The 24,956-nt window shown below is 40.7% G+C and carries 24 protein-coding genes; 13 read left to right on the top strand and 11 right to left on the bottom strand.

Annotated elements, in window-relative coordinates:
• Window positions 1-13: 13 nt before the first annotated feature.
• From F777_RS0111440 to F777_RS18015, 3 genes are all read right to left on the bottom strand, one after another.
• Window positions 14-964 carry an electron transfer flavoprotein subunit alpha/FixB family protein gene (locus tag F777_RS0111440; RefSeq protein WP_026752156.1) on the bottom strand — a complete coding sequence of 317 codons (951 nt, stop codon included), beginning with the start codon at window positions 962-964 and terminating at the stop codon, window positions 14-16.
• A 45-nt stretch (window positions 965-1,009) separates the two neighbouring features.
• On the bottom strand, window positions 1,010-1,753 hold the full coding sequence (locus tag F777_RS0111435) for an electron transfer flavoprotein subunit beta/FixA family protein (RefSeq protein WP_026752155.1): 744 nt from the start codon (window positions 1,751-1,753) through the stop codon (window positions 1,010-1,012).
• Between the two features lie 111 nt (window positions 1,754-1,864).
• The gene (locus F777_RS18015; RefSeq protein WP_161631513.1) at window positions 1,865-2,035 is read right to left on the bottom strand and encodes a hypothetical protein; all 171 of its coding nucleotides are present in this window, start codon (window positions 2,033-2,035) and stop codon (window positions 1,865-1,867) included.
• 34 nt (window positions 2,036-2,069) lie between these two features.
• Here F777_RS18015 and F777_RS0111425 point away from each other — a divergent pair, with 34 nt between their 5' ends.
• The 4 genes from F777_RS0111425 (at window position 2,070) to F777_RS0111410 (ending at window position 7,048) form a co-directional block, all read left to right on the top strand.
• The gene (locus F777_RS0111425) at window positions 2,070-2,381 is read left to right on the top strand and encodes a hypothetical protein (RefSeq protein ID WP_026752154.1); all 312 of its coding nucleotides are present in this window, start codon (window positions 2,070-2,072) and stop codon (window positions 2,379-2,381) included.
• Window positions 2,382-2,432: 51 nt separating this feature from the next.
• Entirely contained in the window at window positions 2,433-4,118 is a 1,686-nt protein-coding gene (gene hutU, locus F777_RS0111420) for a urocanate hydratase (RefSeq protein WP_026752153.1), read from the top strand.
• A 69-nt stretch (window positions 4,119-4,187) separates the two neighbouring features.
• A complete protein-coding gene (locus tag F777_RS0111415) occupies window positions 4,188-5,759 on the top strand; it encodes a M20/M25/M40 family metallo-hydrolase (RefSeq protein ID WP_026752152.1) in 1,572 nt (523 codons plus the stop codon).
• A 20-nt stretch (window positions 5,760-5,779) separates the two neighbouring features.
• Complete coding sequence (locus F777_RS0111410) at window positions 5,780-7,048, top strand: exo-beta-N-acetylmuramidase NamZ family protein (protein WP_026752151.1); 1,269 nt, start codon at window positions 5,780-5,782, stop codon at window positions 7,046-7,048.
• Here F777_RS0111410 and F777_RS0111405 read toward each other — a convergent pair.
• Together F777_RS0111405 and F777_RS0111400 are read right to left on the bottom strand one after the other, a co-directional pair.
• On the bottom strand, window positions 7,045-7,911 hold the full coding sequence (locus F777_RS0111405; protein ID WP_026752150.1) for a ChaN family lipoprotein: 867 nt from the start codon (window positions 7,909-7,911) through the stop codon (window positions 7,045-7,047). The two genes, F777_RS0111410 and F777_RS0111405, sit on opposite strands and share 4 nt — an antisense overlap.
• A 33-nt stretch (window positions 7,912-7,944) precedes the next feature.
• Window positions 7,945-8,853 (bottom strand): MBL fold metallo-hydrolase, encoded by a 909-nt coding sequence (locus tag F777_RS0111400; protein ID WP_235785946.1) that lies wholly within the window; start codon window positions 8,851-8,853, stop codon window positions 7,945-7,947.
• A gap of 33 nt (window positions 8,854-8,886) precedes the next feature.
• Here F777_RS0111400 and F777_RS17390 point away from each other — a divergent pair, with 33 nt between their 5' ends.
• The gene (locus F777_RS17390; protein ID WP_051408586.1) at window positions 8,887-9,921 is read left to right on the top strand and encodes a hypothetical protein; all 1,035 of its coding nucleotides are present in this window, start codon (window positions 8,887-8,889) and stop codon (window positions 9,919-9,921) included.
• A gap of 8 nt (window positions 9,922-9,929) precedes the next feature.
• On the top strand, window positions 9,930-10,148 hold the full coding sequence (locus F777_RS0111390) for a VF530 family protein (RefSeq protein WP_026752148.1): 219 nt from the start codon (window positions 9,930-9,932) through the stop codon (window positions 10,146-10,148).
• Here F777_RS0111390 and F777_RS0111385 read toward each other — a convergent pair.
• Together F777_RS0111385 and F777_RS0111380 are read right to left on the bottom strand one after the other, a co-directional pair.
• Entirely contained in the window at window positions 10,145-11,320 is a 1,176-nt protein-coding gene (locus tag F777_RS0111385) for an aminotransferase class V-fold PLP-dependent enzyme (protein ID WP_026752147.1), read from the bottom strand. The two genes, F777_RS0111390 and F777_RS0111385, sit on opposite strands and share 4 nt — an antisense overlap.
• A complete protein-coding gene (locus F777_RS0111380; RefSeq protein ID WP_026752146.1) occupies window positions 11,317-12,015 on the bottom strand; it encodes a YoaK family protein in 699 nt (232 codons plus the stop codon). The genes F777_RS0111385 and F777_RS0111380 overlap by 4 nt, the downstream gene beginning before the upstream one ends.
• Before the next feature lie 48 nt (window positions 12,016-12,063).
• On the opposite strand from F777_RS0111380, the gene F777_RS0111375 reads away from it, so the two are divergent.
• Window positions 12,064-13,050 (top strand): ABC transporter ATP-binding protein, encoded by a 987-nt coding sequence (locus tag F777_RS0111375; RefSeq protein WP_026752145.1) that lies wholly within the window; start codon window positions 12,064-12,066, stop codon window positions 13,048-13,050.
• On the opposite strand, the gene F777_RS0111370 is transcribed toward F777_RS0111375, so the two are convergent.
• The 4 genes from F777_RS0111370 to F777_RS0111355 are packed head-to-tail and all read right to left on the bottom strand — an operon-like array spanning window position 13,047 to window position 16,135.
• Window positions 13,047-13,901, bottom strand: a complete 855-nt coding sequence (locus tag F777_RS0111370) for a dienelactone hydrolase family protein (protein ID WP_026752144.1) — start codon at window positions 13,899-13,901, stop codon at window positions 13,047-13,049. The two genes, F777_RS0111375 and F777_RS0111370, sit on opposite strands and share 4 nt — an antisense overlap.
• A complete protein-coding gene (locus F777_RS0111365; protein ID WP_026752143.1) occupies window positions 13,898-14,464 on the bottom strand; it encodes a hypothetical protein in 567 nt (188 codons plus the stop codon). The genes F777_RS0111370 and F777_RS0111365 overlap by 4 nt, the downstream gene beginning before the upstream one ends.
• 3 nt (window positions 14,465-14,467) lie before the next feature.
• Window positions 14,468-15,289 (bottom strand): N-acetylmuramic acid 6-phosphate etherase, encoded by an 822-nt coding sequence (gene murQ / locus F777_RS0111360; RefSeq protein WP_026752142.1) that lies wholly within the window; start codon window positions 15,287-15,289, stop codon window positions 14,468-14,470.
• A 3-nt stretch (window positions 15,290-15,292) separates the two neighbouring features.
• The gene (locus F777_RS0111355; protein ID WP_026752141.1) at window positions 15,293-16,135 is read right to left on the bottom strand and encodes an N-acetylglucosamine kinase; all 843 of its coding nucleotides are present in this window, start codon (window positions 16,133-16,135) and stop codon (window positions 15,293-15,295) included.
• Window positions 16,136-16,206: 71 nt separating this feature from the next.
• Between F777_RS0111355 and F777_RS0111350 the strand changes: the two genes are divergently transcribed.
• From F777_RS0111350 to F777_RS0111325, 6 genes are all read left to right on the top strand, one after another.
• Complete coding sequence (locus tag F777_RS0111350) at window positions 16,207-17,799, top strand: S41 family peptidase (RefSeq protein WP_026752140.1); 1,593 nt, start codon at window positions 16,207-16,209, stop codon at window positions 17,797-17,799.
• 84 nt (window positions 17,800-17,883) lie between these two features.
• Window positions 17,884-18,462 (top strand): HD domain-containing protein, encoded by a 579-nt coding sequence (locus F777_RS0111345; RefSeq protein ID WP_026752139.1) that lies wholly within the window; start codon window positions 17,884-17,886, stop codon window positions 18,460-18,462.
• Between the two features lie 5 nt (window positions 18,463-18,467).
• The gene (locus F777_RS0111340; protein WP_026752138.1) at window positions 18,468-19,145 is read left to right on the top strand and encodes an HAD-IA family hydrolase; all 678 of its coding nucleotides are present in this window, start codon (window positions 18,468-18,470) and stop codon (window positions 19,143-19,145) included.
• Window positions 19,146-19,156: 11 nt separating this feature from the next.
• The gene (locus F777_RS16610; protein WP_051408585.1) at window positions 19,157-20,449 is read left to right on the top strand and encodes a DUF5690 family protein; all 1,293 of its coding nucleotides are present in this window, start codon (window positions 19,157-19,159) and stop codon (window positions 20,447-20,449) included.
• Window positions 20,446-21,570 (top strand): TIGR03364 family FAD-dependent oxidoreductase, encoded by a 1,125-nt coding sequence (locus F777_RS0111330; RefSeq protein WP_026752137.1) that lies wholly within the window; start codon window positions 20,446-20,448, stop codon window positions 21,568-21,570. The genes F777_RS16610 and F777_RS0111330 overlap by 4 nt, the downstream gene beginning before the upstream one ends.
• An 81-nt stretch (window positions 21,571-21,651) precedes the next feature.
• A complete protein-coding gene (locus F777_RS0111325) occupies window positions 21,652-24,939 on the top strand; it encodes a SusC/RagA family TonB-linked outer membrane protein (RefSeq protein WP_051408584.1) in 3,288 nt (1,095 codons plus the stop codon).
• The last annotated feature ends 17 nt before the right edge of the window (window positions 24,940-24,956 follow it).

Here is a 24,956-nt window from a genome sequence, read left to right as displayed (position 1 = left end):
TATGCGCCTGCTTTTAATTTTTAATTGCAGCGGTTAACTGAGGTACCACTTCAAAAGCATCTCCTACAATACCGTAGTCTGCTGCTTTAAAGAATGGTGCTTCAGGATCTTTATTAATTACTACAATAACCTTGGAGCGGTTTACTCCTGCCAGGTGCTGAATAGCACCGGAAATACCAATAGCAATGTATAGGTTAGGAGCAACCTGAACACCGGTTTGTCCAACGTGTTCATGGTGAGGTCTCCAATGCGCATCTCCTACAGGACGGCTACAGGCAGTTGCTGCACCCAGTTCTTTGGCAAGGTCTAACAAAATGCCCCAGTTTTCTGGTCCTTTTAAACCACGACCACCACTTACCACAATATCTGCTTCTGTTAAAGGTACTTCACCTGTTATTTTATTTACAGTAGTTACTTTAACGCGAGGCTGACCTACGGTTGCAGCAAAAGCAGCAACAGCAGCCGTTCCTTCAGTGGCAACGGTTTTATAGGAATTAGGATTCAATGAAATGACCTTCAGCGTAGACTGTATACTGATATTGGCAAAAGCCTTACCGGAGAAAACAGTTTTCTTAACTACAAAACCATTGCTGGTATCCGGAAGTGCACAGGCACCTGCAACCAATCCTGCTTTTAGTTTTGCAGCTACACGGGCAGCAACTGCTTTACCAGTCTGGTTGTGTGAAAATACAATCACATTGGCACCACTTGCAGTAGCAGCTTCACTGATTACACTGGCATACAATTGAGCATCCAGGTGATTCAGGGTATCATTGGCCACCTGATGAATTTTGGTTACTCCGTATTTACCCAATGCTGATAAATCTTCGGTAACGGTACCCAGCACAACGCCTTCTGCTGTAGTGCCCATTTGTTTGGCAAGGTCAGCCCCGTAAGTGATGGCTTCCAATGAAGATTTTTTTACATGACCTTCTGTTTGATCGATAAATATTAAAACTGACATGTTGTACAATTTGATAGGTTAAAAGCATTTACATGCTTTGAAAATTTAGATGGCTTTTGCTTCTTCGTGTAATAATCTTACCAACTCTTCCACGTTGTCTGGTGCTACCAGTTTAACACCCGCTTTTGCAGGAGGCAATTCAAAGCTCACAACAGAGGTTAATGCATCAACTGCAGCAGGTTCAACCACTTTCAATGGTTTGGTTCTGGCAGCCATGATACCACGCATGTTCGGAATGCGCTGTTCAGCCACACCTTTCTGGCAACTTACCACAAGGGGTAATGCCACTTCCGCTGTTTCTTCTCCGCCTTCAATTTCGCGAACTACCGTTGCAGTTGTTCCATTCAAATCGAATTTAGTGGCCAATGAAATATAAGGTGCGTCAATCATTTCAGCAATCATACCTCCAATAGAAGATCCGTTATAGTCAATGGTTTCCTTTCCGGTAAAAACCAAATCGTATCCGCCTTGCTTGGCTACTTCTGCAATTTGTGCAGCAATATAATAAGCATCACTGTTGTCGGTATTCACACGAATGGCTTCGTCACCACCCAGGGCCAATGCTTTTCTGATGATGGGTTCTGCATCTGCATTACCAACTGTAACCAGGTGAATGGTTGCAGCAGGATTGGCTTCTTTTAATTCAATGGCTCTTACCAATGAATACCATTCATCGTAAGGATTAATAATCCATTGCACACCTGCTTCATCAAATTTGGTATTGCCTTCTGTAAAGGCAATCTTGGCTGTGGTGTCCGGTGTTTTGCTAACACAAACTAAAATCTTCATATGGTTATGATTTATCTATTAAATAGTTGTTTATGCAACTATCGCAAATATACTATGAGAAACTAATAACTGTTTGTATTTAACCAAAAAATAACCAAAAAGTTTCCGGTATCATTCCTTAGCTGGAGATTTCCCATCTTCTTTCTTGCTTTCCCTGGCAAAAAATGCGGCCAGGGAAGCCAATTCGGAATTTGTTAATGAATTGTCCATCTTAGACAAGGCTTCGTTGGAAAGGGCTTTGTCTAATTTTTTTTCGTCTTCTTTGTATTGGTCTTTTTCCACCTTGTAAAACTAAGGAATTTCATACTTTAGTTGCATGAACCGAATAGAGCGAATTCAAGAAATGCTGAAAGAAAATCCTGCCGATCTTTTTTTACGGCATGCACTGGCACTGGAGTGGATTAAAATGGGGGAGGATGCCAAAGCCCGCGTTTTATTTGAAGCCATTCTTTCGGATGCCCCGGATTATGTAGGATCATATTACCATCTGGCTAAATTATTGGAAAGAACAGGGGAGAATGAACTGGCTGTATCCTGGTACGAAAAGGGGATGGCAGCGGCTAAGGAAGCCAAAGATCAGCATGCCTATAATGAGTTACAAGCTGCTTATGAAGACCTTGTTTATTAAGGGTTTCAGCTTTTTTACATACTATTTTTTTAACGATTGCAAACGATTGCCATGTCTTACGATTATAACAAATACAAAACACCAACCGGCAGTGAACTGTCCTGTAAAAGCTGGATTCAGGAAGCTGCTTTACGAATGTTGCTGAACAACCTGGACCCTGCTGTGGCAGAGCGTCCGGAAGATTTAATTGTATATGGAGGAAGGGGGAAAGCGGCGCGAAATTTTGAAGCACTGGATGCCATTATTGCTTCCTTGAAATCGATGGAGAATGATGAGTCTTTATTGATTCAAAGTGGTAAGCCGGTAGGAATTATGCGCACACATGCAGATGCGCCAAGGGTACTGATTAGTAATTCACAATTGGTTCCCAACTGGGCCAACTGGAAACACTTTACAGAGCTGGAACAAAAGGGACTAATGATGTATGGTCAAATGACGGCTGGTAGCTGGATTTATATTGGCTCGCAGGGCATAGTGCAGGGAACTTTTGAAACCTATGCAGCCATTGCTGACAAACATTTTGGCGGAACCTTAAAAGGCACGCTGAATGTAACGGCAGGGTTAGGCGGTATGGGGGGAGCACAACCGCTGGCCATTACCATGAACGAAGGTGTTGCATTGATTGCCGAAGTAGAAGAATGGCGTATCGATAAAAGAGTAGAGACCCGATACCTTGATGAAAAATATACGGACATTAATTCAGCCATTGATCAGGCCCTGGTTTACAGAGCAAGAGGCGAAGCCAAAAGTATTGGGGTGTTGTGTAACGCGGTGGATTTATTAGCAGCTTTATTAAAGAGAAATATTATCCCGGATACTTTAACCGATCAGACTTCTGCACATGATCCGTTGATAGGCTATACGCCGCATGATATGAACAATGAAGACGCTGCAAAATTGCGCGTGTCTGATCCCGAAGGGTATATAGCAAAGAGTTATGCAAGTATGTATACACATGTGCAACTGATGTTGCAGTTAATGGACAAGGGTGCCATCACTTTTGATTATGGAAACAATATCAGAGCAAGAGCAGAAGAATACGAAGCGCAGCAAACGGCAAAAGGAAATACATTGCCCTATGCTGCCGGAAGATCTTTTGATTTTCCCGGATTTGTGCCTGCCTATATCCGTCCATTATTCTGTGAAGGAAAGGGGCCATTCAGATGGGCTGCTTTAAGCGGAGATCCTGCGGATATTGCAGTGACCGATCAGGTAATACAAGACCTGTTCCCCGAAAACAAAAGCATGCAACGCTGGATGAAAATGGCCAAAGAAAAAATTGCCTTCCAGGGACTGCCTGCCAGGATATGCTGGCTGGGACAAGGCGAAAGAGAAAAAGCAGGATTAGCCTTTAATGAACTGGTAAAAACCGGAAAAGTAAAAGCCCCGATCGTTATTGGAAGAGACCATCTGGATACAGGTTCAGTTGCTTCTCCCAACAGAGAAACAGAATCCATGATGGATGGCTCCGATGCAGTTGCAGACTGGCCTATTTTAAATGCGCTGATGAATACTGCCGGAGGTGCCAGCTGGGTATCCCTGCATCATGGTGGCGGGGTAGGAATGGGGTATTCCATTCATGCAGGCATGGTGATTGTTGCTGATGGATCTGATGCCGCAGAAGCAAGACTGGCAAGGGTTTTACGCAACGATCCGGGTATTGGTGTTATCAGACATGCAGATGCAGGTTATGCCATTGCTAAAGAAACAGCAGCCAAACATCATTTGGGTTTATAATATTCATCCATCTATCAAAAAAAACGCAAAGCCGCATGGGTGCATGCATAAGTTTTGTATTATTACTTTATGAAAAACATACCACAAACATTCAACAAAAAACTGAGCCTACTAGCAGTAGGACTTGGTTTTATTACAATGCCTGTGATAGCTCAGGAACAATTGAATCCAACTGTTCAGGCCATCATTAAAGAAGCCAACGATAACTCTCAGTTAAAGAGACTGGGTCATGAATTAATGGATGGTATTGGACCCAGACTGGTGGGTTCCTCTAAAATGGTACAAGCCAGTGACTGGGCCATTGCTCAGTACAAGAATTGGGGTATTGAAGCGAAGAGAGAAAACTACGGAACCTGGAGAGGATGGGATCGTGGCATTACCCATATTGATATGGTAGCACCCTGGACCAAATCACTGGAAGGTACACAGCTGGCTTTCAGCCCTTCTATGAAAAAACCCGTTACTGCTGAAACCATCATTTTGGCGGATGTGGCCGACTCTCTTGCTTTTCAGGCCTGGTTGCCCAATGTAAAAGGAAAATATGTGTTGATAGCCATGCCGCAACCAACCGGAAGACCCGACTATAATTGGAATGAGTTTGGTACCAAAGCCTCGATAGAAAAAATTCGTAAAGAAAGAAGTGAAGCAACAGAAGCCTGGAGAAAGCGCATCAGCAAAACAGGATTGAGTGCTGCTAAATTGGCGCAGGCATTGGAAAATGCAGGAGCGGTTGGTGTGATTGGAAGCTTGTGGAGCAATGGTTTTGGCGTAAACAAAATTTTTGCAGCTAACACCAAGAAAGTACCAACCCTGGATATTGCGTTGGAAGACTATGCTTTGTTGTATCGTTTAACCGAATCAGGACAGGCTCCTAAACTTAATGTATTTGCTCAGTCTAAAGAGTTAGGTGTGGTACCTACCTTTAATACCCTTGCAGAAATCAAGGGAACAGAAAAGCCGAACGAATATGTTATGCTATCCGCACACTTTGATTCATGGGATGGTGGAACTGGTGCAACCGATAATGGAACAGGTACATTGGTCATGATGGAAGCGATGCGTATTTTGAAAGCAGTATACCCTAATCCAAAGAGAACTATTCTGGTAGGTCACTGGGGATCAGAAGAGCAGGGCTTAAACGGATCACGCGCTTTTGTGGAAGATCATCCTGAAGTAGTTAAGAATTTACAGGCATTGTTCAATCAGGACAATGGAACAGGTCGTGTGGTAAATTTAGGAGGTGCCGGATTTAAATATTCCAAGGATTTTATTACCCGTTGGTTAGCAGCCGCTCCTTCCTATATCAGAGATACCGTTAAGACTAGTTTCCCGGGTTCTCCTGCAGGAGGGGGTTCGGATAATGCTTCCTTTATTGCAGTAGGTGCGCCTGCTTTTTCTTTGGGTGCATTGGGCTGGTCTTACGGAAACTATACCTGGCATACCAATCGCGATACTTACGATAAAATTGTTTTTGATGATGTAAAGCACAACGCCATTTTAACGGCCATCCTTGTGTACATGGCTTGTGAAGATCCCGAGCGTATGCCAACAGATAAAGCTGAATTACCTGCAGGTCCCCGTGGTCCGCAAACATGGCCAACTCAAACCAAAGCCAAGCGTGCCGGTGGTTACGAAAATTAATTTCTGATAATTGATATACTATGAAAAAATATTTTGGGATACTGATAGGGTTGGGGCTGTTGGGCTCTGCATTTATTGCAGATAAAAATGGAGACAAAAATGCCTTCGCCGGCAAATCCATTAAAGAGGGGCCATTGCGCGGATCTGCCCCTTTTAAAAATCAACCCATTAAAACCGGAGCCGATCAAACCGATAAATACCTTTCTTATTTAAAAGGAAAAAGAGTGGCCTTATTGGCCAATCCTACCACTATTGTTGGGGACAAGCACTTTGTAGACAGCATGCTGAAGCGTGGAGTGAACATTGTAAAAGTGTTTGGACCTGAACATGGTTTCAGAGGGAATGCCAGTGCAGGGATTAAAGTTGCCGATGAAGTGGATCCCGCTACAGGCGTGAAAGTGGTATCACTTTACGGCCCCAAACGCAAGCCATCCAAAGAAGATATGGCCGATGTAGACCTGATGATTTTTGATATTCAGGATGTGGGTTGTCGATTCTATACCTATATCAATGTGCTCAGCCATGTCATGGAAGCCTGTGCAGAGAACGGGAAAGAGTTGTTGATTTTAGACAGACCCAATCCCAACGGATACCTGGTGGATGGACCTATTCTGGACATGAAATTTAAATCGGGTATTGGTATGTTTCCCATTCCGATTGCTCATGGCATGACCATTGCAGAATTTGCTCAGATGATTAATGGTGAAGGTTGGTTGCCGAATAAAATGCAAGCCAAACTAAAAATCATTAAAGTGGCCAACTATGCACACGATATGGATTATGTGTTGCCAGTTAAGCCATCTCCGAATTTAAATACGCAACAAAGTATTATACTGTATCCAACTACCTGCTTGTTCGAAGGTACTGTGTTGAATCACGGAAGAGGAACCCAGTATCCTTTCACCATTTTTGGTAGTCCTTTATATAAAGGCATTTATGATTTTTCATTCACGCCTACTTCTATCAAAGGAATGGCCGAGACGCCACTGCATATGGATAAAGTTTGTTATGGAATTGATTTGCGTAAGGTAGACCTTGCAGAATTGAAAAAGAAGAACAGAATCCAGATTCAGTGGATGATTGATTTGTACAATAAGTTTCCTGAAAAAGATAAGTTCTTTGATCGTTCTCAAAGCAATCAGATAGGGGATATCAACAAACTGATTGGTAACGATGTATTCAGAAAGCAGGTAGCAGAGGGCAAATCTGTAGAAGAAATTTATGCCAGCTGGGAACCCGGTTTATCTGAGTACAAAACCATGCGTAAGAAATATCTATTATACCCTTAGTAGGTATTGGTCATATCTGTATCTACACAAATAATAAAGTCTGCTTTGCCTTTGTTTTCGGCAAGCAGACTTTTTATATTGGCCTGACTTACCGTAGAAATGGTGCCGATTTTCAAATTTGGTTTCTGTTGTTTCAGATACCAGTTGATGCCATCAAAATTATCTGAATGATAGGCCCCGTTATAATGTAAAAACAAAGCGCCAGGTGTATGATTTTGCAAAATGAAATGCGCCATGGTTGCGTCTTTGCTGGCCTGCGCTTTGGGCATATTTTCTGTTGCGTGAACGCCCATCATTTTCATCATATTTACGTAGCCGGGTAAATTGGCATCATAAGCCATCGGCAAAGGTGCCATCCATTTTTTCTCTACTGCTGAAAGGCTATCCAGTTTGGTGAATCCGCCTTTGTTTACCAGTGCCGCATATCTTCTGGGAATATTGGTAGCAATGAAAGGAATGGCATTCGCTTTAGCATAATTCACCAGTGGTGCATAGTCTGTTGGATAATTTTTCCAGAGTCTGGCATTGGAGTCTAACCCTTTTGCGCTGAGTTTGCCAGCCAGGTATTGATTCAAGGGTTCCTGGTTGTCTGTTTCAAACATTTCTGCTCCTAATACCATTTGCCTTTCCGCATGCAGGTCTTTGGTTACTGCCAGTTGCAGCCAATGTGCAATGGCATTATTATGGTACTCTCCAAACAACACGATATCCTGTGTCTTTAATTTGCGAATCATTTTTGTATAGGAAACTTTCTTTCCATTTGCGTCAAACAAAGTATAGGGGCTTTTCTGCTGCGCCAGGGATTCTGTGGATGCAACAAAACCTGCTGCTAAAAAAAGAAGCGTATAAAGGAACTTTTTCATGATTCGTAATTGTTCTTTAAATGTAAGGATATTCTAATCAAACAAACTACCCTGAATAGGCTTGGGTGCTATTGGTTTTTCTGATAAAAAACGGAGTAAGTGTCTTGATGAAGGATTGATAGTGATAACAGGGCTTGGGCCATATCTGGAAGCAATTAATACTTCTGTATCATTTGCGTGTGGTAGAAAATTTTGTAAAGCCAGATCCGGATGATTGTTTTCTTTTGATAAATGCGAGAGCAATAAATGACTCATGTTTTTAGGACGATAATTTCTAAACAAGTCCAATGCCTGTCGGTTGGATATATGTCCCTGACCCTTGGTAATCCTGTCTTTCAAAGGTTGAGAATAACGACCATTGCGCAACATTACTTCATCGTAATTGGATTCCAGAAATGCTGCATGGCACTGCTGAAAATAATGTGATACCCGGTCACAAGCAATTCCAATATCAGTAATAACGCCTACATGTATCCCCTGATAACTTACCACAAAACTATGCGGGTCTGCCGCATCATGTTCTTTGCGAAAGGGCGTAACCATGATTTGATTTTCAGCTGCGTTTTGTTGGCCAATATAGATGGGTTGATTTGCTGTGAAATTTTTGGACAAATGCCTGATGAGTTTGGGGCCTCCCTTTGCTGTTCCCGGAGTGATGTAAATGGGGATTTTATATTTATTCGCTACCGTAGAAAGACCTCTGATATGATCGGTATGCTCGTGTGAAATAAATATGGCTCTTACTTTTTGCAGTGATAAGTCCATTTGCTTCATCCTGAGTTCGGTTTCTCTCAAGGAAAGTCCTACATCAATTAATACGGCATCTGCTTCGTTGCCAATATAGTAACAATTTCCATTGGAGCCGGAATTCAGTGAAGCAATTTGTAAATTCATGAAACGCAAATAAATGCCAAAATTAGAGCACTGCAATTGAACTGGCATGTATTTTGTTTTTATACCTGAAAATAGTTTCATATGAAAAAGACTGCAATTTGGATGGCCTTCTTTCTGGCAGCTGTAATACAGGTGCAGGCACAGTCTCAGACTCCGTCTCAAGTACCGAAGTCGCTGGGTTTGCCCGGCGATAACTTCAATTTATATGCGGCATTAAAAGTATTTCAGGAATCCAAAACTCTGGAGGCATTTGAAAGAGCCATTAATGATCCGGAGAAAAAAATAAATAACCTTGATTTAAATGGAGACGATCAGATTGATTATATAAGGGTAGAAGATAAGGTGAAAGATAATGTGCACAGCATAACTCTTAAAGTGGGATTGGATAAGTCCGAAGATCAGGACATTGCCGTTTTTGTTGTTACGCGTGAGTCTGAAAAAAAAGTATATGTTCAGGTAGTTGGCGACGAAGACCTGTATGGGAAAAACTATATCATTGAACCCAACTATGAAGGATATGAAAGACCGAATCCGGGCTTTCAGTCTGAGTTTGCAGAGGAATATATTCCTGCTGCAAGAAACAATATTACCTATGTTGAGGTAGCCAACTGGCCTATTGTGCAGTATATATATGTGCCTGCATATAATCCATGGGTATCTAACTGGGGCTGGAACCGTTATCCGCAATGGTGGAGACCCCGGAGGCCTTATTCCTGGCATTGGTATGCCGGTTTTCATTACAACTATTTCAGTATTTATTTTGGATATTACCGCAGAACCAATGTGTATCGCAATCCCGGATGGTATAATTGGCATTACGGAAATAATGGGTGGAGATCCAGGTCGCCCATTTATGTGAACCGATATCAGCAGGGATATTTCAGAACCACTTATTCCCGTCCACAAAGTTTCAGTGTAGGGTATCGGGTTTCAAGAGAAAGGGTTCCTGTAAACATGCGTCCTGCAGTTTATCCACCCCGCCCCATGCCTTCAAACAGGGAAATGCGTCAGGAGCCCCACGGCAGGGGTAGCAGGGAATTCAATAATAATGGAAGAGGCAGAGGAAATGGAAATGGTCGTGGCAAGGATAACCGGGCTTCCAGACATTATAATTAACTTGCAGTATGTCTGAAAACTTTGTTTCCAAAGATCCACTCCATGGCAAAACACTGGAGTGGATCTTAACTTATTTAGTGCAACATTTTGGCTGGGAAGATCTGGCCAGAATCATTAATATCAATTGCTTTAAAAACAACCCGAGTATTAAATCCTCGCTAACCTTTTTGCGTAAAACTCCCTGGGCCCGAAAAAAAGTTGAAGACCTTTATATCAGTACGCTTTAATCCACCCGAATTAAATCGGTGGTTTTAATAATGTCTTCCACTGCGCTGTATAATGTATCCAGATGATCCTGTGAATTAAATGCCTGAATGGAATATCGCAGGAATACCTGGTCTCCGTGAGGCATAACTGGCACTTCAATCTTATATTCATTAAACAGTAGATTCTTTAATGCAATAGGATCTTTTGTGCGAACAGGAATGCTGAATAATTGCAGAATAAAATCTTTATTTACCGGAGCAAGGGGTTGGCTGTTTACCAATTCACAAAAACGTTGGGCATTGTCATGAACCAATTGCCTGCATTCCTTAGCTACATTGTGCCAGTTGTATTGCTGCATGAATTCAATGGCTTTGGGGATGCAAAGAAAGGCTGAGAAATCTCTGGTTCCCTGTGTTTGATGATAGTCTATGAAAGACGAGTGGGAAGGTGTTGTGCTATTGAATCCCCAGCTGATTACCAATGGGTCCAGCATACGCTGATAGGCTTTGTTTACATAAAGAAAAGTGCTGCCCTTTGGCGTCATCATCCATTTATGACAAGCTCCTGTGTACAAATCGGCTCCCAATTCGTTCAGGTTTATCGGTGCTTGTGCGGGTCCATGTGCCCCATCAATAAAAGTGGGGATGCCCATTTCTTTTGCTTTGGCACAAATGGCTTCAATAGGGAAACGTAAACCTGTAGAACTGGTAATATGACTGATAAAAATTAAACGGGTTCTATTGTTTACTCCTTTAAAAAATTCTTCCACAAAAGTTTCTTTTGTGGTTAAGGGCAATGAAATGGGTTGGCGTTTATAAAGGGCTCCTGCCTGAGCGCAATAGTATTCCCAGGTTCTGTCGCAGGCCCCGTATTCCAGATTGGTCGTTAGTACTTCATCTCCTGCTTTTAAAGGGAAGTTTTTAGCAACCAGGTTTACCGCATGAGATGGATTAACCAAATAAACCAGATCGTCGGCAGAACAATTCAGGAAAGCGGCCAATGTTTCTCTTGACTGTTGCAGGTATTCCATTCCTGTTTTTACAATAAATAAAACAGGCTCCTGTTCCAACTCTAGCTGGTATTGTTGATAGCGCTCAAAAATGGGCTTGGGGCATGCGCCAAAAGATCCAAAGTTTAAAAAAGTCAGGTCCTTGCGAACCAGAAATTCATTGCGTAATTGTTCAGTAATCATGAAAGCATTTTTTTAATTCTATTCCAAACTAAGCCAATTAATAAAATAATGGCAGCCAGTAATAATGTCAATCCCTGTAAACGGTTGTAAACAAGCCCTGCTATTACACCTCCTGCAAAGAAAAAAAGGATGATGGTAAAGCGTAATTTAATGGAATTGCTCAGCTTCTTTTTTTGTTCAATACTATGATAAAAAAGCCATTGGGAAAGCTCAATTCCAAGGTCGGTAAATAGCCCTGTTAAATGGGTTGTACGTATGTTGGCAGCGGATATTTTGGTTACCATAGCATTTTGTAATCCCATTGAAAAAAGCAGTAAAAACGCAATGGCATCGGGGTTTTGCTGCATCAGTTCCGGCATCCATAAACCCGTAACAGAAAGCAGGAGAATTTCAACAAGTACGGGAACAGAAAAAGCATATTTTCTGGCAGTTCTAATTAACCATTCAATCAAAAGATTAGAGCAGAATGCGCCCAGCAAAAAGAATAAAATATAATAGAGATAAATAATGCCCTCCCAGAATTCAAATCGGTCAAAAGCTTCTATAAAGAAGGCGAAATGACCGGTAACATTGGTAGTTAGTTTTTGAATAGACAGAAATCCTACCACGTTTACCATGCCCGCAACAGTGGAAAGAATAGACGCTACCGCAAGGTTGGTAAATAAGCTTTCCTTGCCAATAGGGTGTCTGAACATTTACGAATTTGTATTAGACCATGAAGGTACAATTTAGTAATTTGTGTTATGGTTTTTCTAGACTTACAGGAGCTATTTAAACAGGAAGGAGAAAACACGGTATTATACCCCCTGCATTTTACCATGCAGGAAGGGGAGCGGGTGGCCATTGCCGGAGAAACCGGGTCAGGAAAATCTACACTACTAAAACTGATTGCAGGGCTGTTGCAGCCAACAGGCGGGAATGTATATTTTGAAGGAATGCGGGTACTGGGACCCGATGAACAATTGCTGCCAGGACATCCTAAGATTGCTTATTTATCACAACATTATGAGCTTCGCAATAATTACAAAGTACACGAGTTGCTCTCGATGACCAATCAGCTGGATTATCGTTCCGCACAACAGATATTTGAAGTTTGCAGAATAGCCCATTTGATGATGCGTCGTTCCGATGAATTGTCGGGAGGTGAAAAACAAAGGATTGCATTGGCCAAGCAACTGACTTCCTATCCCAAATTGTTGTTGCTGGATGAACCATTTTCGAATCTGGACAGGGTGCACAAGGCTTTGATTCGATCCGTAATTGAAGATATAAGTGACAAGCTCAAAGTTACCTGCGTGCTGGTCTCTCACGATGCCACCGATTTGTTGTCCTGGGCCGATCGCATATTAATTATGCAGGATGGGCAGTTGGTGCAACAGGGAGCCCCCAGGCAATTGTATCATCATCCGGTGAATGAATATGTAGCTGCTTTAATGGGCGAATACAACCTGATCAATACCAAGACCCACGAAGTATTTGTACAAATGTTAGGGGAGGGTGTCAGAGGGAAACGAGCATTGATCAGACCCGAGCAATTGGCCATCAGTGTATCAAAGCCTTCAAATCCTCATTGGGTAGAAGGAGTAGTACAGAAAGTAATGTTCTTCGGTGCCTATTATGCCATTGAAGTATTGGTGGATGGGTTTACCTTAAAAGTAAATACACCTACTTTTTTATTCAATCCCGGAGATATTGTATTTGTTTTTGTGGCCAGCAACAGTACCGCTTAAGCTTTCAGGTATTTTGCAAAAAAGCCCAGGGTTCTTTCCCAGGATAGTTTTGCTGCAGCTTCATTATATCGAGCCGGGGCTGTATCGTTGTGAAATGCATGATTAACATTATCGTACACAAACAATTCGTAGTTGATATTGCTCGTTTTTAAAGCTGCTTCATAGGCCGGAATCCCTTCGTTAACCCGCGTGTCTAATCCCCCATAGTGCAACATGACTGCTGCTTTAATCTGCGCTACTTTAGCGGTTTCTGGTTGTCTGCCGTAGTAAGCCACTGCTGCTTTTAAATCCGGAATATTTACCGCCAGGTTATTGGCCATGGCACCTCCCCAGCAGAAACCAACACAGCCGATCATTCCATTACAATCTTTTCTGCCTTTCGCATAACTAACGGCGCGAATAAAATTTTCCAGGCTCTCTTCCGGTTTCAGGGTAGAAAATTTGGCCCTTAGTTCATCGTCATTTTTGGGAAGTTCGCCTAAGGGAGAAAGTATATTCGGCGCAATGGCCAAATAGCCTGCTTTGGCCGCTCTTCTGGCAACGTCTTCTATATGTGCATTTAAGCCGCGGTTTTCGTGAATCACAATGACTGCCGCGAGTTTTTTTGCATTTTTGGGCTTGGCTACATAAGCACTCATAGTGCCATTGATACCCTGATAAGTAATGGTTTCGGTTTCCAGGTCGTCAGTAGCCGTAATATTTGCATTGGCTGCATTCACTTCTATCATTGGTAAAATACTTAAAGCAGCTGCCATACCACCGGTTAACAGAGCCAGTCTGTTTAAGAACTCGGGTCTGCTCAAGGGTTTGTGCGTGTACTCGTCGTAGAGATCAATGATTTCCTGTTTCATAGTGTAATGCGTTTTGAAAGTTCGTCGTCAATTTTTTTGAAAAGATGATAAGGCTTATAAATTCTCCAATCGGGTATTTCCATCAATTCAATATAATAATGCAACTTCTTTGCTTTAAAATCCTGCTGAGTGGCCTGCGGCATATTCAATGCTACAATCCATCCATTTTCATCTGTTACCTCTTCAAACCATTCCTGATAATATTCCTTATCACTACTATGAAAGTTAAGCACATTTTCTGTTATCAGAATATATTTATGAATACCTTCTTTTTCTAGTAAATCAATTATTTCCCTCTTGAGTTCCATGATATCATTTTCAATGGCATCATTCCATTCCCCAATCATTTCAATGATGGCAAAATGCAATTCATAATCCACATAAATGATTTTCAAGTAGAGGGTTCTGCTGCCAAACTCATCCCATTGCGGATGGATAAAATAGTTGTAGACCGTTTGTGAAAATTCAAACTCAGAATAAGTACGACCAAAGAAAGGAGAGCGTTTGTCTTCTTCGGCAATATAAATATGACGCCAGTTAAAAAAAGGTTCTATATCATGCATATGCTATTCACTCTCAAAAGACTCCACCGCTTTTTTAACACTGCCATATTTCAGCAGGAGGTCTTTTGCTTTTTCATAATCATTCAGTCCAAGGTTATCCATGACCATTTTAACGCCACGGTCAACCAGTTTGATATTGCTTAACTGCATATTGACCATTTTGTTGTCTTCCACGCGACCTAATTGAATCATTACGGCTGTAGAAATCATATTCAACACCAATTTCTGAGCGGTACCGCTTTTCATACGGGTACTTCCCGTAACAAATTCAGGACCTACCACCACTTCTACAGGGAAGTCTGCAGCTTCGGACACTGGTGAGTTGGGATTACAGCTGATGCTGCCGGTAATGATTCCTCTTTTGCGACATTCTTTTAATGCGCCAATTACATAAGGGGTTGTACCGCTTGCGGCCAGTCCTATTACCACGTCTTTATCGTTGATGAAATGTTTTTGTAAATCGCTCCAGCCCTCATCTGCACTGTCTTCTGCAAATTCCACCGCTTGAGTGATGGCTTTTTCTCCTCCGGCAATCAGTCCAATAACCAGGCCGTGGGGCACTCCATAAGTGGGGGGGCATTCACTTGCGTCTAAAATTCCAAGACGACCACTGGTGCCTGCACCCATATAAAACAAACGTCCTCCCTGCAGCATTTTGTCTGAAATAGCCGACACCAGTTTTTCAATTTGAGGTATGGCTTTTTCAACGGCATCGGGTACCGTTTTATCTTCTTGATTAATATTGGTTAAGATTTCCTGAATGCTCATTTTTTCCAGATGGTTGTATCTGGAAGACTGCTCGGTTACTTTTATGAAATTCCCCATCTTTTATTGATTATGATATGCCACTAATCCAGGCATTGGTGTCTTTAATACTTTTCCAAGTTCTAATTCGTAACTGTTACAAAGTTCCTTTAAAACATCTCTAAATCCAAATCCAACGCTTCCAACAAAATGGATGGGCTGTGTCCAGCTTTCCTTGAATTTGTATAAGTGTGCGAAGAAAAAGTCGTTTAGTCCGTCTTCAATAATGTTCTCAATCATGAAATGTCCCCTGTTTTCGGCAAGAAAAAGGGCGAAATTGGCCAGATAACGGTTGGCCAATGGTTTTTTATATACATTTTCTAAAATGCTTGCATGGGTTTCGCCGTATTTTTTCTGGAAGCGATTCATCAGGTCTTCATCAAAGGTTTTGTACAGAAAGTACTGAATCACTTTTTTGCCCAGATAGGCACCAGACCCTTCGTCGCCCAATACATAACCCAGTCCTGGGCTGATGTTCACGATTTTTTTACCATTGTAATAACAGGCATTGGAACCGGTTCCCAAAATACAGGCAATCCCTTTGTTCTTGCCGCAGGAAGCCCTGGCAATCCCCAGTAAATCGGTATTGATTTCGGTTTTTGTTTTTGGGAAAAGTTGTTTGAACACTTTTTTCATGATCACCACATTGGCAGGATTGCCCAATCCGGTTCCATAAAAATGCAGTGCATCCACTTTCGTGTTCTTTATTTTGGGCATGAGTTGTTTGTTCAGGATCTGAATCATTTCGTCTCCTGAAACAAAATAGGGGCTCATTGCGGGGGTTAAAACTGTTTTTTTCTTGCCGTTTTCCAGTAAACACCACTCACATTTGGTGGATCCGCTGTCGGCAATTAAGATGGCAGGCATAGGAAAGGTTTAATTCGGCAATAAATATAGATATTTGCATGCTTACATGACATATAATTTAATGCGCATTTATGGGTCCTAAGAAATTGCAGGTTTGGTTACCGTTATTATTTGCTATAGTAATGATTGTGGGAATGATGATTGGATTCCAGTTGAAGGAGAAAACCCTTTCTCCGCAGTTTTTTAGCCCCAGCAGCCGTTCCTCTCTTCAGGAACTGACAGAATTAATTAAAACCCGATACGTAGACAAGGTTTCTCAGGACAGCATCAACGGACTCGTTTCCAATGAATTGCTCAAACACCTCGATCCACATTCTGTATTTATTCCTTCTGCTGAATTGCAGGCTGCCAACGAAGACATCATGGGGAATTTTCAGGGGATTGGTATTGAATTCCGTCAAATTAATGATACGGTGAATGTAATGAATGTAATGCCGGGTGGCCCTTCTGAAAAAGTGGGTTTGCAGGCCGGTGATCAGTTGATTTTTGTAAATGATAGTATTGCGATTGCTGGTAAAAAACTGGATGGGAATGCTATTCGTAAACTCTTTAGAGGACCAGCCAATTCAATCGTAAAAGTAAAATATCTGAGAGCCGGAAAAATGCTGGAAACCACTATAACCCGTGGAAATATCCCGGTAAGTTCTGTGGATGCAGCTTATATGATTGCCCCTAAAGTTGGTTTTATCCGCCTGAATAAGTTTGCGGAAAGAACCTATGAAGAGTTCATGACCGAACTGGAAAAACTGCAGGCGCAGAAAATGGAAAACCTGATTCTGGATTTACGTGGCAATACGGGCGGGTTAATGAAAGAAGCCGTAGACATGGCAGATGAGTTTTTATCGGATAATAAATTGATTGTTTATACAGAAGGCGATAATTCTCCCCGAACCAATTTTACTGCCAAGCGTCCTGGATTGTTCGAGACGGGTAAGTTGATTGTATTGATTGATGAAACTTCTGCTTCAGCCAGCGAGATTTTAGCAGGTGCCCTTCAGGATTGGGACCGTGCGGTGATTATGGGAAGAAGATCCTTTGGGAAAGGATTGGTACAGCAACAGTTTCAGCTAAGTGACGGAGCGGCTGTCCGTTTAACAGTGGCCAGGTATTTTACTCCATTGGGTAGAAATATTCAGAAATCTTATGCTGAAGGCTATGATAAATACAATGAAGAATTAATGGGCCGTTTTCATCCTGCCGATTCTGTGGCGAAAAAAGATTCTTTAGCACGCACCGTAAAAAAATACAAAACCCCGGCAGGTAAAACTGTTTTTGGCGGCGGGGGGATTACACCTGACTCAACAGTTTTGTTTGACTCTTCCTTATATACCCGCTCTGTTTTGCAGGTACTCATGACCAGCACACTGAACGATTTTGCGTATTACGATTTCGTTACCAATCGGGCACAGTACACCCGATTCAAATCTGCAACGGAATTCAATCAGCAGTTTCAGGTAAGTCCTGCACAATGGAAGGCTTTTGTTCAATACGCAGCCAAAGAGGGACTGAATTTCAATGCCATTGATGCAAGAAGCAAAGCCTTCATTGAGAATCGCATCAAAGCTTTGATTGCCCGTCAGCTCTGGAGAACCAACGGCTATTTTGTGGTAGCCAATGGCGCAGATATACTGGTAGAAAAAGCACTGAATGCTATTCAGAAATAATTTGGTAACAATTCCTTCATAGTTTGATAATCCTGGAAATATTATCTCTCCGTTTCTCTTGCATAGGTTTGTTAAAACATATCTATGCAGAAAAGAAATGCTGCTGCAATTGCAGAAGAGATTGTACAATTACTTTTATCGAAGGGCGGATCTGAATATATTGGTGAGCCGGTTACAAAGCTGGAGCATATGGTCCAGAGTGCTGAAATAGCACAAGAAAAGGCATATTCCGAAGAATTGATATTAGCGGCATTATTGCATGATATTGGCCATGTATGCGAGCCATTGACTTCAGAAAATGATATGGAAGGGCTAGGCCTTCTTGATCATGAATATCTGGGGGCTCAATTTTTAAAAGAAAGAGGGTTTTCCGAAAAAATTATTCAGGCTGTTGAGAATCATGTGCCTGCCAAGCGATACCTCTGTTACAAATATCCTTCATATTTGTCCCAATTATCTGAAGCAAGCCTGCAAACGCTCAAATTGCAAGGGGGCGTGATGACCTATCATGAAGCAATCCGTTTTGAACAAAATCCATTTTTTGAAGACATTATTGCCATTCGGAAAATAGATGAGCAGGCAAAAATAGCCAATAAGCCACTACCGGCTAATCTTGATTTTTTTAAGGAAATGATGATTCGTCATCTAGATCAAAACGCATAAAACATATGTCTCAGAAATATTCTATGGTGGTATTTGATATGGCAGGTACTACTGTAAACGAAGATAATTTAGTGTACAAACTCATGCACCAGATGCTGGTTAACGATGGGTATGACTGTACGCTTGAAATGGTTCTTGCATTGGGTGCAGGAAAAGAAAAAAGACAGGCTTTTAAAGATCTGCTGATAGACTTAGGCGTTTTTGCTCCTGATAATATCGCAAAGCGACTTCATGAATCTTTTCAATTAAATCTGGTTGAAGCGTACCAGTCTATGGACGTAAAACCAATGCCTTATGCAGAAAGGATTTTCGATGAATTGAAGAATAGAAATATAAAAGTGGTTTTAAATACCGGCTATGACGCTAATATAGCCAGTTTACTATTGGAAAAGCTGAATTGGCATGTTGGACAGACAATTGACGCGGTTATTACAGCATCTGATGTAGCTAACAGCAGGCCTAATCCTGACATGATTTTTCTTGCCATGCAAAATATGGAAATAAATGAAGCGGCTTTTGTTGTGAAAGTGGGGGATTCCATAACAGATATAGAAGAAGGCAAGAATGCTGGCTGTGGATTAACGATTGGTATTACAACTGGTGCACAAGATGAAGAGATATTGTTAATGGCTGCTCCTGATTTTATAATCCATGGGTTAGATCAAATACTATCGATTGTATAATCTGTGCTTCTATGGATAATCAACTGGGTCACAGGCTCAAAAATAAAATGAAGCAATCACCGGCTTTTTTGATGCTGGTTGTTTCATTTGCCTCTTTTACCGTTTACACTTGTATGTATGGTTTCAGAAAGCCTTATACAGCTGGTGTTTATGAGCAATGGACTTTTTTAGGATTGTCGTATAAGGTATGTCTCGTAATTGCACAGGTTGTCGGATACATGATTAGTAAGTTTATAGGTATCCGCATTATTTCTACTATGGATGTCAAATATAGGATTCAGGGTATCTTTAGTTGCATCGCCCTTGCCTGGTTTTCTCTTTTCTTATTTGGTATTATCCCGGCCCCGTATAATATTATCTGTATGTTCTTAAACGGACTGCCGCTGGGAATGGTATTTGGAATGGTTTTTAGTTTTTTGGAGGGAAGAAGAACAACAGAGATTATGGGTGCGGTATTGGTAAGTAGTTTCATATTTGCTTCCGGATTAGCTAAATCAATTGGCAAATGGTTGTTGCTGAATTTTAATATTCATGATTTCTGGATGCCATTTATAGCGGGCGCCTTTTTTGTGATTCCAGTTTTAATTTCACTTTGGTTTTTGCATCATACGCCCTTGCCGGATAGGGAAGATATTAAAAAAAGGTCTGAAAGAAAACCAATGACTCAAAAGGATCGAAGCGCTTTTTTCATGCAGTTCGGTTATTTGCTATTGCCTATTGTAATTAGTTATACTTTATTTACAATTGTGAGGGATTTTAGTGAAGATTTTGCCAATGAATTATGGATAGAAACAGGGTATAAAGAAAATGCAGGTATTTTTTTTCAGACCAGTTCTGTTGTTGCAGTTTTTGTGTTGATTGTAATTGGTTCTTTCTTTACTATAAAATCTAACAGGCAGGCATTTCTTTACACTCATTTGCTGGTAATTGCAGGCCTTATTATCACGCTTGCTGCTACTTTGCTGTATAATGGTCAGCAACTAAATCCCCTTCAATGGATGGTTTGTTCTACAACTGGACTATACCTGGCATATCTGCCTTTTAACTGTCTTTATTTTGAAAGAATGATATCTACTTATGCAATTAAGGGGAATGTTGGCTTTGTGATGTATCTAGCAGATGCTTTTGGGTATTTGGGAACCGTTTTTGTGTTGTTATTAAAAGAGTTCATTCAGGTTCGGTTAAGCTGGGTCACTTTTTTTTCAATGCTTTTTATTGGGGTTTCTATAATAGGTATTCTTTTGATTTTATTTACTCTTAGGGGGCATGTTAGTTTAATGAAAGCGTATAAATATTATTCATGAAAAAGAAAGCAATAGTTGTTGGTGCTGGAATTGTTGGCTTGTCGGTTGCCAGGGCATTGGCAGACAAGGGATATAATGTAACGGTAGTAGATAAGTCTGCAAGGGCAATAGGAGCATCTGTCAGAAATTTCGGAATGGTCTGGCCTATTGGTCAGCCATCAGGGGAATTGTATCAACTGGCTAGAAAATCAGCAGAGATCTGGAAGCTGGTTTGTGACGGCACCGGTATGTGGTATAATCAAAGTGGTAGCTTACATGTGGCGAACAATGATATAGAATGGACAGTCTTAAATGAATTGTACGATATATTTAATAAAGAAGGAAGACCTGTTCAATTGTTTTCAAAAGATAAAATTGCAAAGCATTATCCATATGTTAAACAACACTCTCTATTGGGTGGGTTGTATTCTTCTGATGAGTTGATAGTTGATCCAAGAATAGCAGTTGCTCATGTAAGTAATTATTTATGTGAATTGATGAGTGTTCAGTTTTTGTGGGATTTTCCGGTAACTGAAATTGGAGTAGGATATATAAAGAATAGCGAAAAAGTATTACATGCTGATTTTGTTTTTGTATGTTCTGGTCATGAGATGGAAACTTTATTCCCTGCTGTTTTTAATGAGACTCCCATTACAAAATGCAAATTGCAGATGATGCGGTTTCAAATGCCTGCACATGACACAATTGGCACGTCTGTTTGTGGGGGATTGTCTTTACTGCATTACGGAAGTTTTAAACAGTCCTCTTCATTGCCTTTGTTGAAAAAATTTGCAGAAGAAAATTACCCTTTGCATTTGCAACACGGAATCCATGTAATGGTTTCTCAGCATGAAAAAGGAGAGCTAACGGTTGGTGATTCACATGAATACGGTAATATTTTTGATCCTTTTGACAGAAGTGATATTAATGATTTGATAATACAATATTTAAATCAATTTATGGACGCTTCGGATTGGAAAATTTCAGAAAGCTGGCATGGCATATATCCAAAGATGACAGATGGATCATCGTGGTTTTTTCATTCACCCATACCTAATGTTTATATTTTAAATGGTCTGGGTGGTGCAGGCATGACTTTGAGTTTTGGACTTGCAAAAAAATTGATTGATGCAATAGAATAATTGACAACAATCAGTTAACATTAACAATACATTGAGTTAACATTGCAATGATAGGTTTGCGCATCAAACAGCAAAACTATTATGAGCAATTCGAAAATTTTAATGAAAGCAATATTGTACAGTTTGTCGGTATTGCTTCTTCATTTTTCTGCCTCAGCGCAGACAGTAATTAAAGGCAGAGTTGTTGACGCAGCTTCGGGAAATCCCCTTTCTGGTGCAACAATTACTGTAGTAAAAACCAAGGTAAATTCCGTTTCCGACCAACAAGGAAACTTTACCATTTCCGCAAATATTGGTGATGATATGATTGTCAGCAATATTGGGTTTAAAAATAGAACAGTTAGTGCAAAAGGCGAATCTCTGCAAATTACTTTAGAGGCGGTTTCTTCTGAACTAGATGAGGTTGTAGTAACGGCTTTGGGTATTAAGAGAGAAAAGAAAAAACTCGGATACGCTTCCCAGGAATTAAAAGGTGATAATTTAACAGTAGCGAGAGAGTCCAACGTAGTTAGTCAGCTTGCAGGAAAGATTGCTGGTGTTACTGTTGTGGGTGGAAATTCAGGAATTGGTGGCTCAGCAAGAGTTACCATTAGAGGTGAACGTTCTGTAGATATGAATAAAAATCAGCCCTTGTATGTAATTGATGGGGTGCCTATTTCTAACTCTATTGTAGGTGGTAGTGGCAGGGGTAATATGGAAGTTGATTTTGGAAATGGTGCCGGATTTGTTAATCCGGATGATATTGAGAGCATGAACGTTTTAAAAGGTCCTGCCGCTTCTGCATTATACGGTTCCAGAGCTGCCAATGGAGTTATTGTGATTAAAACCAAATCAGGAAAGAGTAGCAAAGGAATTGGTGTGGAAGTAAATTCAAATGTAACTTTTGAAAATGCTTTAAAGCTGCCTGAATTTCAGAATGTATATGGTCAGGGGAATGGTAACGGTGGTGCTTTCGCATTTGTGAATGGTGGTGGTGCAGGATTGACAGATGGTACCGACGAAGGCTGGGGGCCTGCATTTAAAGGTCAATTGTATCCGCAGTTTAATTCTCCACGAACACTGAATGGTCAACCTATTCCATTTCTGGGTGGTGATTTGAATGCGCCGGCAGGTAGTGTTATTACACCTACCCCTTGGCTGGCTGATGTAGATGGGGTGGCTAATTTTTTTAAGACTGGAAGAACATTAACCAATAATGTTGCTTTGGTAGGTAGTAATAAAGATGGTGATTTCCGACTTTCTTTTACCAATCTGGACCAGACAGGAATTGTTCCTAACACAGATTTAAAAAGAAATACTGTTTCTTTTAGTGGCGGATATAATTTATCTGATAAATTCAGTGCGCGTGCTTTTGTTTCTTATATTAAAAGCTCTAGTGATAACAGGCCATCTATTAGTTATGGCACAGAGAGTATTATGTATTTATTTACGAGTTGGTTTCCAAGATCTGTTAGAATAGAAGACATGAAAAGATTGTGGCAGCCAGGTCTAGAAGGTATTAGGCAGTTTGGCTGGAATTACAATTACCATGATAATCCTTATTTGACTGTATATGAAAATACCAATGGTCAAGTAGTTGATCGTATCATTGGTAATATTACATTGAAATATGATTTGGCTAGTTGGTTAAGCTTGCAATTGCGTGCTGCAACTGATTATGCTTCGGAAGTGCGCACTTATAAAAGAGCATTCAGTACTCAACGTTTTCCATTTGGTCAATACAGAGAGGCCAGAGTAATTACAGAAGAGAGAAATACAGATTTCTTGTTTTCTGCTAATAAAAAGCTGAATAATAATTTTACTTTTTCTGGTACATTTGGAGGCAACCAAACCAGACAAAAAGCTGATTTTAATGAAGTAAATGCGGGTCAGCTTAATATTCCTGGTATTTATAAAATTACCAATAATCGTGTACCAGTTGATGTTGCACAAACAACAACTGAAAAGCGAGTGAATAGTCTTTATGGGTCTGCTCAAGTTGCTTACAAAAACTATTTATTTTTAGATGTTACCGGTAGAAATGACTGGAGTAGCGCATTAACCTTGCCTGCAGAATTAAAAGCATTGGGCTCTGAGAAAAATTCTTTCTTCTATACTTCAGCAGCAGTTAGTGCCATCGTTAGTGACATGGTTAAGTTACCATCAGTAATTAATTTTGCTAAAGTGCGTGGAAGTGTTGCACAGGTGGGTAACGATACAGATCCGTTTACATTTACACAAGCCTACAATCCAAGTACTGCATATGGTACTGCACAGATTTACGGTGAAACCGACCGTTTGGCAAACTTGTCTTTAAAGCCTGAAATTAGTACTGCCTTTGAAATTGGAACTGAACTTAAAATGTTTAATAATCGTGTTGGCTTAGACCTTACTTTTTATCAGAGTAACACCAAAAATCAGATTATTAATATTCCATTGTCACAAACTTCTGGATATAGTTCCAGATCTATCAATGCTGGCTTAATCCGAAATTATGGTTTTGAAGCCATGCTAAATCTTGTTCCAGTGGTTGGAAAGAAAAATGGTTTCAGATGGGCAGTAGATTTAAATTTCTCCACCAATAGAAGTAAGGTAGTTGAATTGTCTGATGGTTTGAACAATTTAGTAATGGCCAGCAGAAGTGTAACAGTAGAGGCAAGAGTTGGTGAGAGAATGGGGGATATGTATGGTATTGGTTTTGCACGTGTTCAAAACACTAATCCGAATGCAGCTTATTACGATGGTACAGGTAAGTATGTTGGTCAAATGGTGTTTAATAATGGCAGACCTATTAGAACAACAGAGAGAATTAAGTTAGGCAATTATAATCCAGACTGGCTGGCAGGTATTAATAACACATTTACTTATGGCAACTTCAAACTAGGCTTCTTGTTTGATGTAAGAATGGGTGGTCAGGTATACTCTCACACACAAACTGTAGGCCGTGAAGGTGGAATAATTATTGAAACATTGGAAGGAAGAGCGGATGGATACGATTTAAGCAAACCAGGTAATGGTGTAATTGGACAAGGAGTTAAAGTAGTTAATGGACAATTAACCCCTAACGATGTTAAGGTAACTGCCAGAGAGTGGCATACTGCCTGGACTGCAGGAAGAGCTATTGCAGAAGGAGTTATGTTTGATGCTTCTTTTGTAAAGCTTAGAGAGTTGCAGGTTGGATTTAATTTCCCCGCTCAGCTATTAAGAAATACACCTTTTAAGACAGCAACTTTAAGTATTGTAGGAAGAAATCTTGCGGTTTGGTCAAAAGTCCCTCATGTTGATCCTGAAGTAATGTCTTACACTGGTGGTACAGCATTGCCAGGAATTGAATATATGTCAATCCCATCTTCCAGAAGCTTTGGTGTTAATTTAAGTTTGAAATTCTAAACGCTCTAAAAATTATT

Origin of the sequence: Sediminibacterium sp. C3, from assembly GCF_000508085.1 — a bacterium.
Classification (GTDB): Bacteria; Bacteroidota; Bacteroidia; order Chitinophagales; family Chitinophagaceae; genus Sediminibacterium.
The sequence above is the reverse complement of the archived record's forward strand: the minus strand, read 5'-3'. Positions and strand labels throughout refer to the sequence as shown.

Excerpts from the sequence above, each read along its gene's own strand:
- F777_RS0111440 (WP_026752156.1), bottom strand. The coding sequence starts at position 964 with ATGTCAGTTTTAATATTTATCGATCAAACAGAAGGTCATGTAAAAAAA.
- F777_RS0111435 (WP_026752155.1), bottom strand. The coding sequence starts at position 1,753 with ATGAAGATTTTAGTTTGTGTTAGCAAAACACCGGACACCACAGCCAAG.
- F777_RS0111425 (WP_026752154.1), top strand. The coding sequence starts at position 2,070 with ATGAACCGAATAGAGCGAATTCAAGAAATGCTGAAAGAAAATCCTGCC.
- hutU (WP_026752153.1), top strand. The coding sequence starts at position 2,433 with ATGTCTTACGATTATAACAAATACAAAACACCAACCGGCAGTGAACTG.
- F777_RS0111415 (WP_026752152.1), top strand. The coding sequence starts at position 4,188 with ATGAAAAACATACCACAAACATTCAACAAAAAACTGAGCCTACTAGCA.
- F777_RS0111410 (WP_026752151.1), top strand. The coding sequence starts at position 5,780 with ATGAAAAAATATTTTGGGATACTGATAGGGTTGGGGCTGTTGGGCTCT.
- F777_RS0111405 (WP_026752150.1), bottom strand. The coding sequence starts at position 7,911 with ATGAAAAAGTTCCTTTATACGCTTCTTTTTTTAGCAGCAGGTTTTGTT.
- F777_RS0111400 (WP_235785946.1), bottom strand. The coding sequence starts at position 8,853 with ATGCCAGTTCAATTGCAGTGCTCTAATTTTGGCATTTATTTGCGTTTC.
- F777_RS17390 (WP_051408586.1), top strand. The coding sequence starts at position 8,887 with ATGAAAAAGACTGCAATTTGGATGGCCTTCTTTCTGGCAGCTGTAATA.
- F777_RS0111390 (WP_026752148.1), top strand. The coding sequence starts at position 9,930 with ATGTCTGAAAACTTTGTTTCCAAAGATCCACTCCATGGCAAAACACTG.
- F777_RS0111385 (WP_026752147.1), bottom strand. The coding sequence starts at position 11,320 with ATGATTACTGAACAATTACGCAATGAATTTCTGGTTCGCAAGGACCTG.
- F777_RS0111380 (WP_026752146.1), bottom strand. The coding sequence starts at position 12,015 with ATGTTCAGACACCCTATTGGCAAGGAAAGCTTATTTACCAACCTTGCG.
- F777_RS0111375 (WP_026752145.1), top strand. The coding sequence starts at position 12,064 with ATGGTTTTTCTAGACTTACAGGAGCTATTTAAACAGGAAGGAGAAAAC.
- F777_RS0111370 (WP_026752144.1), bottom strand. The coding sequence starts at position 13,901 with ATGAAACAGGAAATCATTGATCTCTACGACGAGTACACGCACAAACCC.
- F777_RS0111365 (WP_026752143.1), bottom strand. The coding sequence starts at position 14,464 with ATGCATGATATAGAACCTTTTTTTAACTGGCGTCATATTTATATTGCC.
- murQ (WP_026752142.1), bottom strand. The coding sequence starts at position 15,289 with ATGGGGAATTTCATAAAAGTAACCGAGCAGTCTTCCAGATACAACCAT.
- F777_RS0111355 (WP_026752141.1), bottom strand. The coding sequence starts at position 16,135 with ATGCCTGCCATCTTAATTGCCGACAGCGGATCCACCAAATGTGAGTGG.
- F777_RS0111350 (WP_026752140.1), top strand. The coding sequence starts at position 16,207 with ATGGGTCCTAAGAAATTGCAGGTTTGGTTACCGTTATTATTTGCTATA.
- F777_RS0111345 (WP_026752139.1), top strand. The coding sequence starts at position 17,884 with ATGCAGAAAAGAAATGCTGCTGCAATTGCAGAAGAGATTGTACAATTA.
- F777_RS0111340 (WP_026752138.1), top strand. The coding sequence starts at position 18,468 with ATGTCTCAGAAATATTCTATGGTGGTATTTGATATGGCAGGTACTACT.
- F777_RS16610 (WP_051408585.1), top strand. The coding sequence starts at position 19,157 with ATGGATAATCAACTGGGTCACAGGCTCAAAAATAAAATGAAGCAATCA.
- F777_RS0111330 (WP_026752137.1), top strand. The coding sequence starts at position 20,446 with ATGAAAAAGAAAGCAATAGTTGTTGGTGCTGGAATTGTTGGCTTGTCG.
- F777_RS0111325 (WP_051408584.1), top strand. The coding sequence starts at position 21,652 with ATGAGCAATTCGAAAATTTTAATGAAAGCAATATTGTACAGTTTGTCG.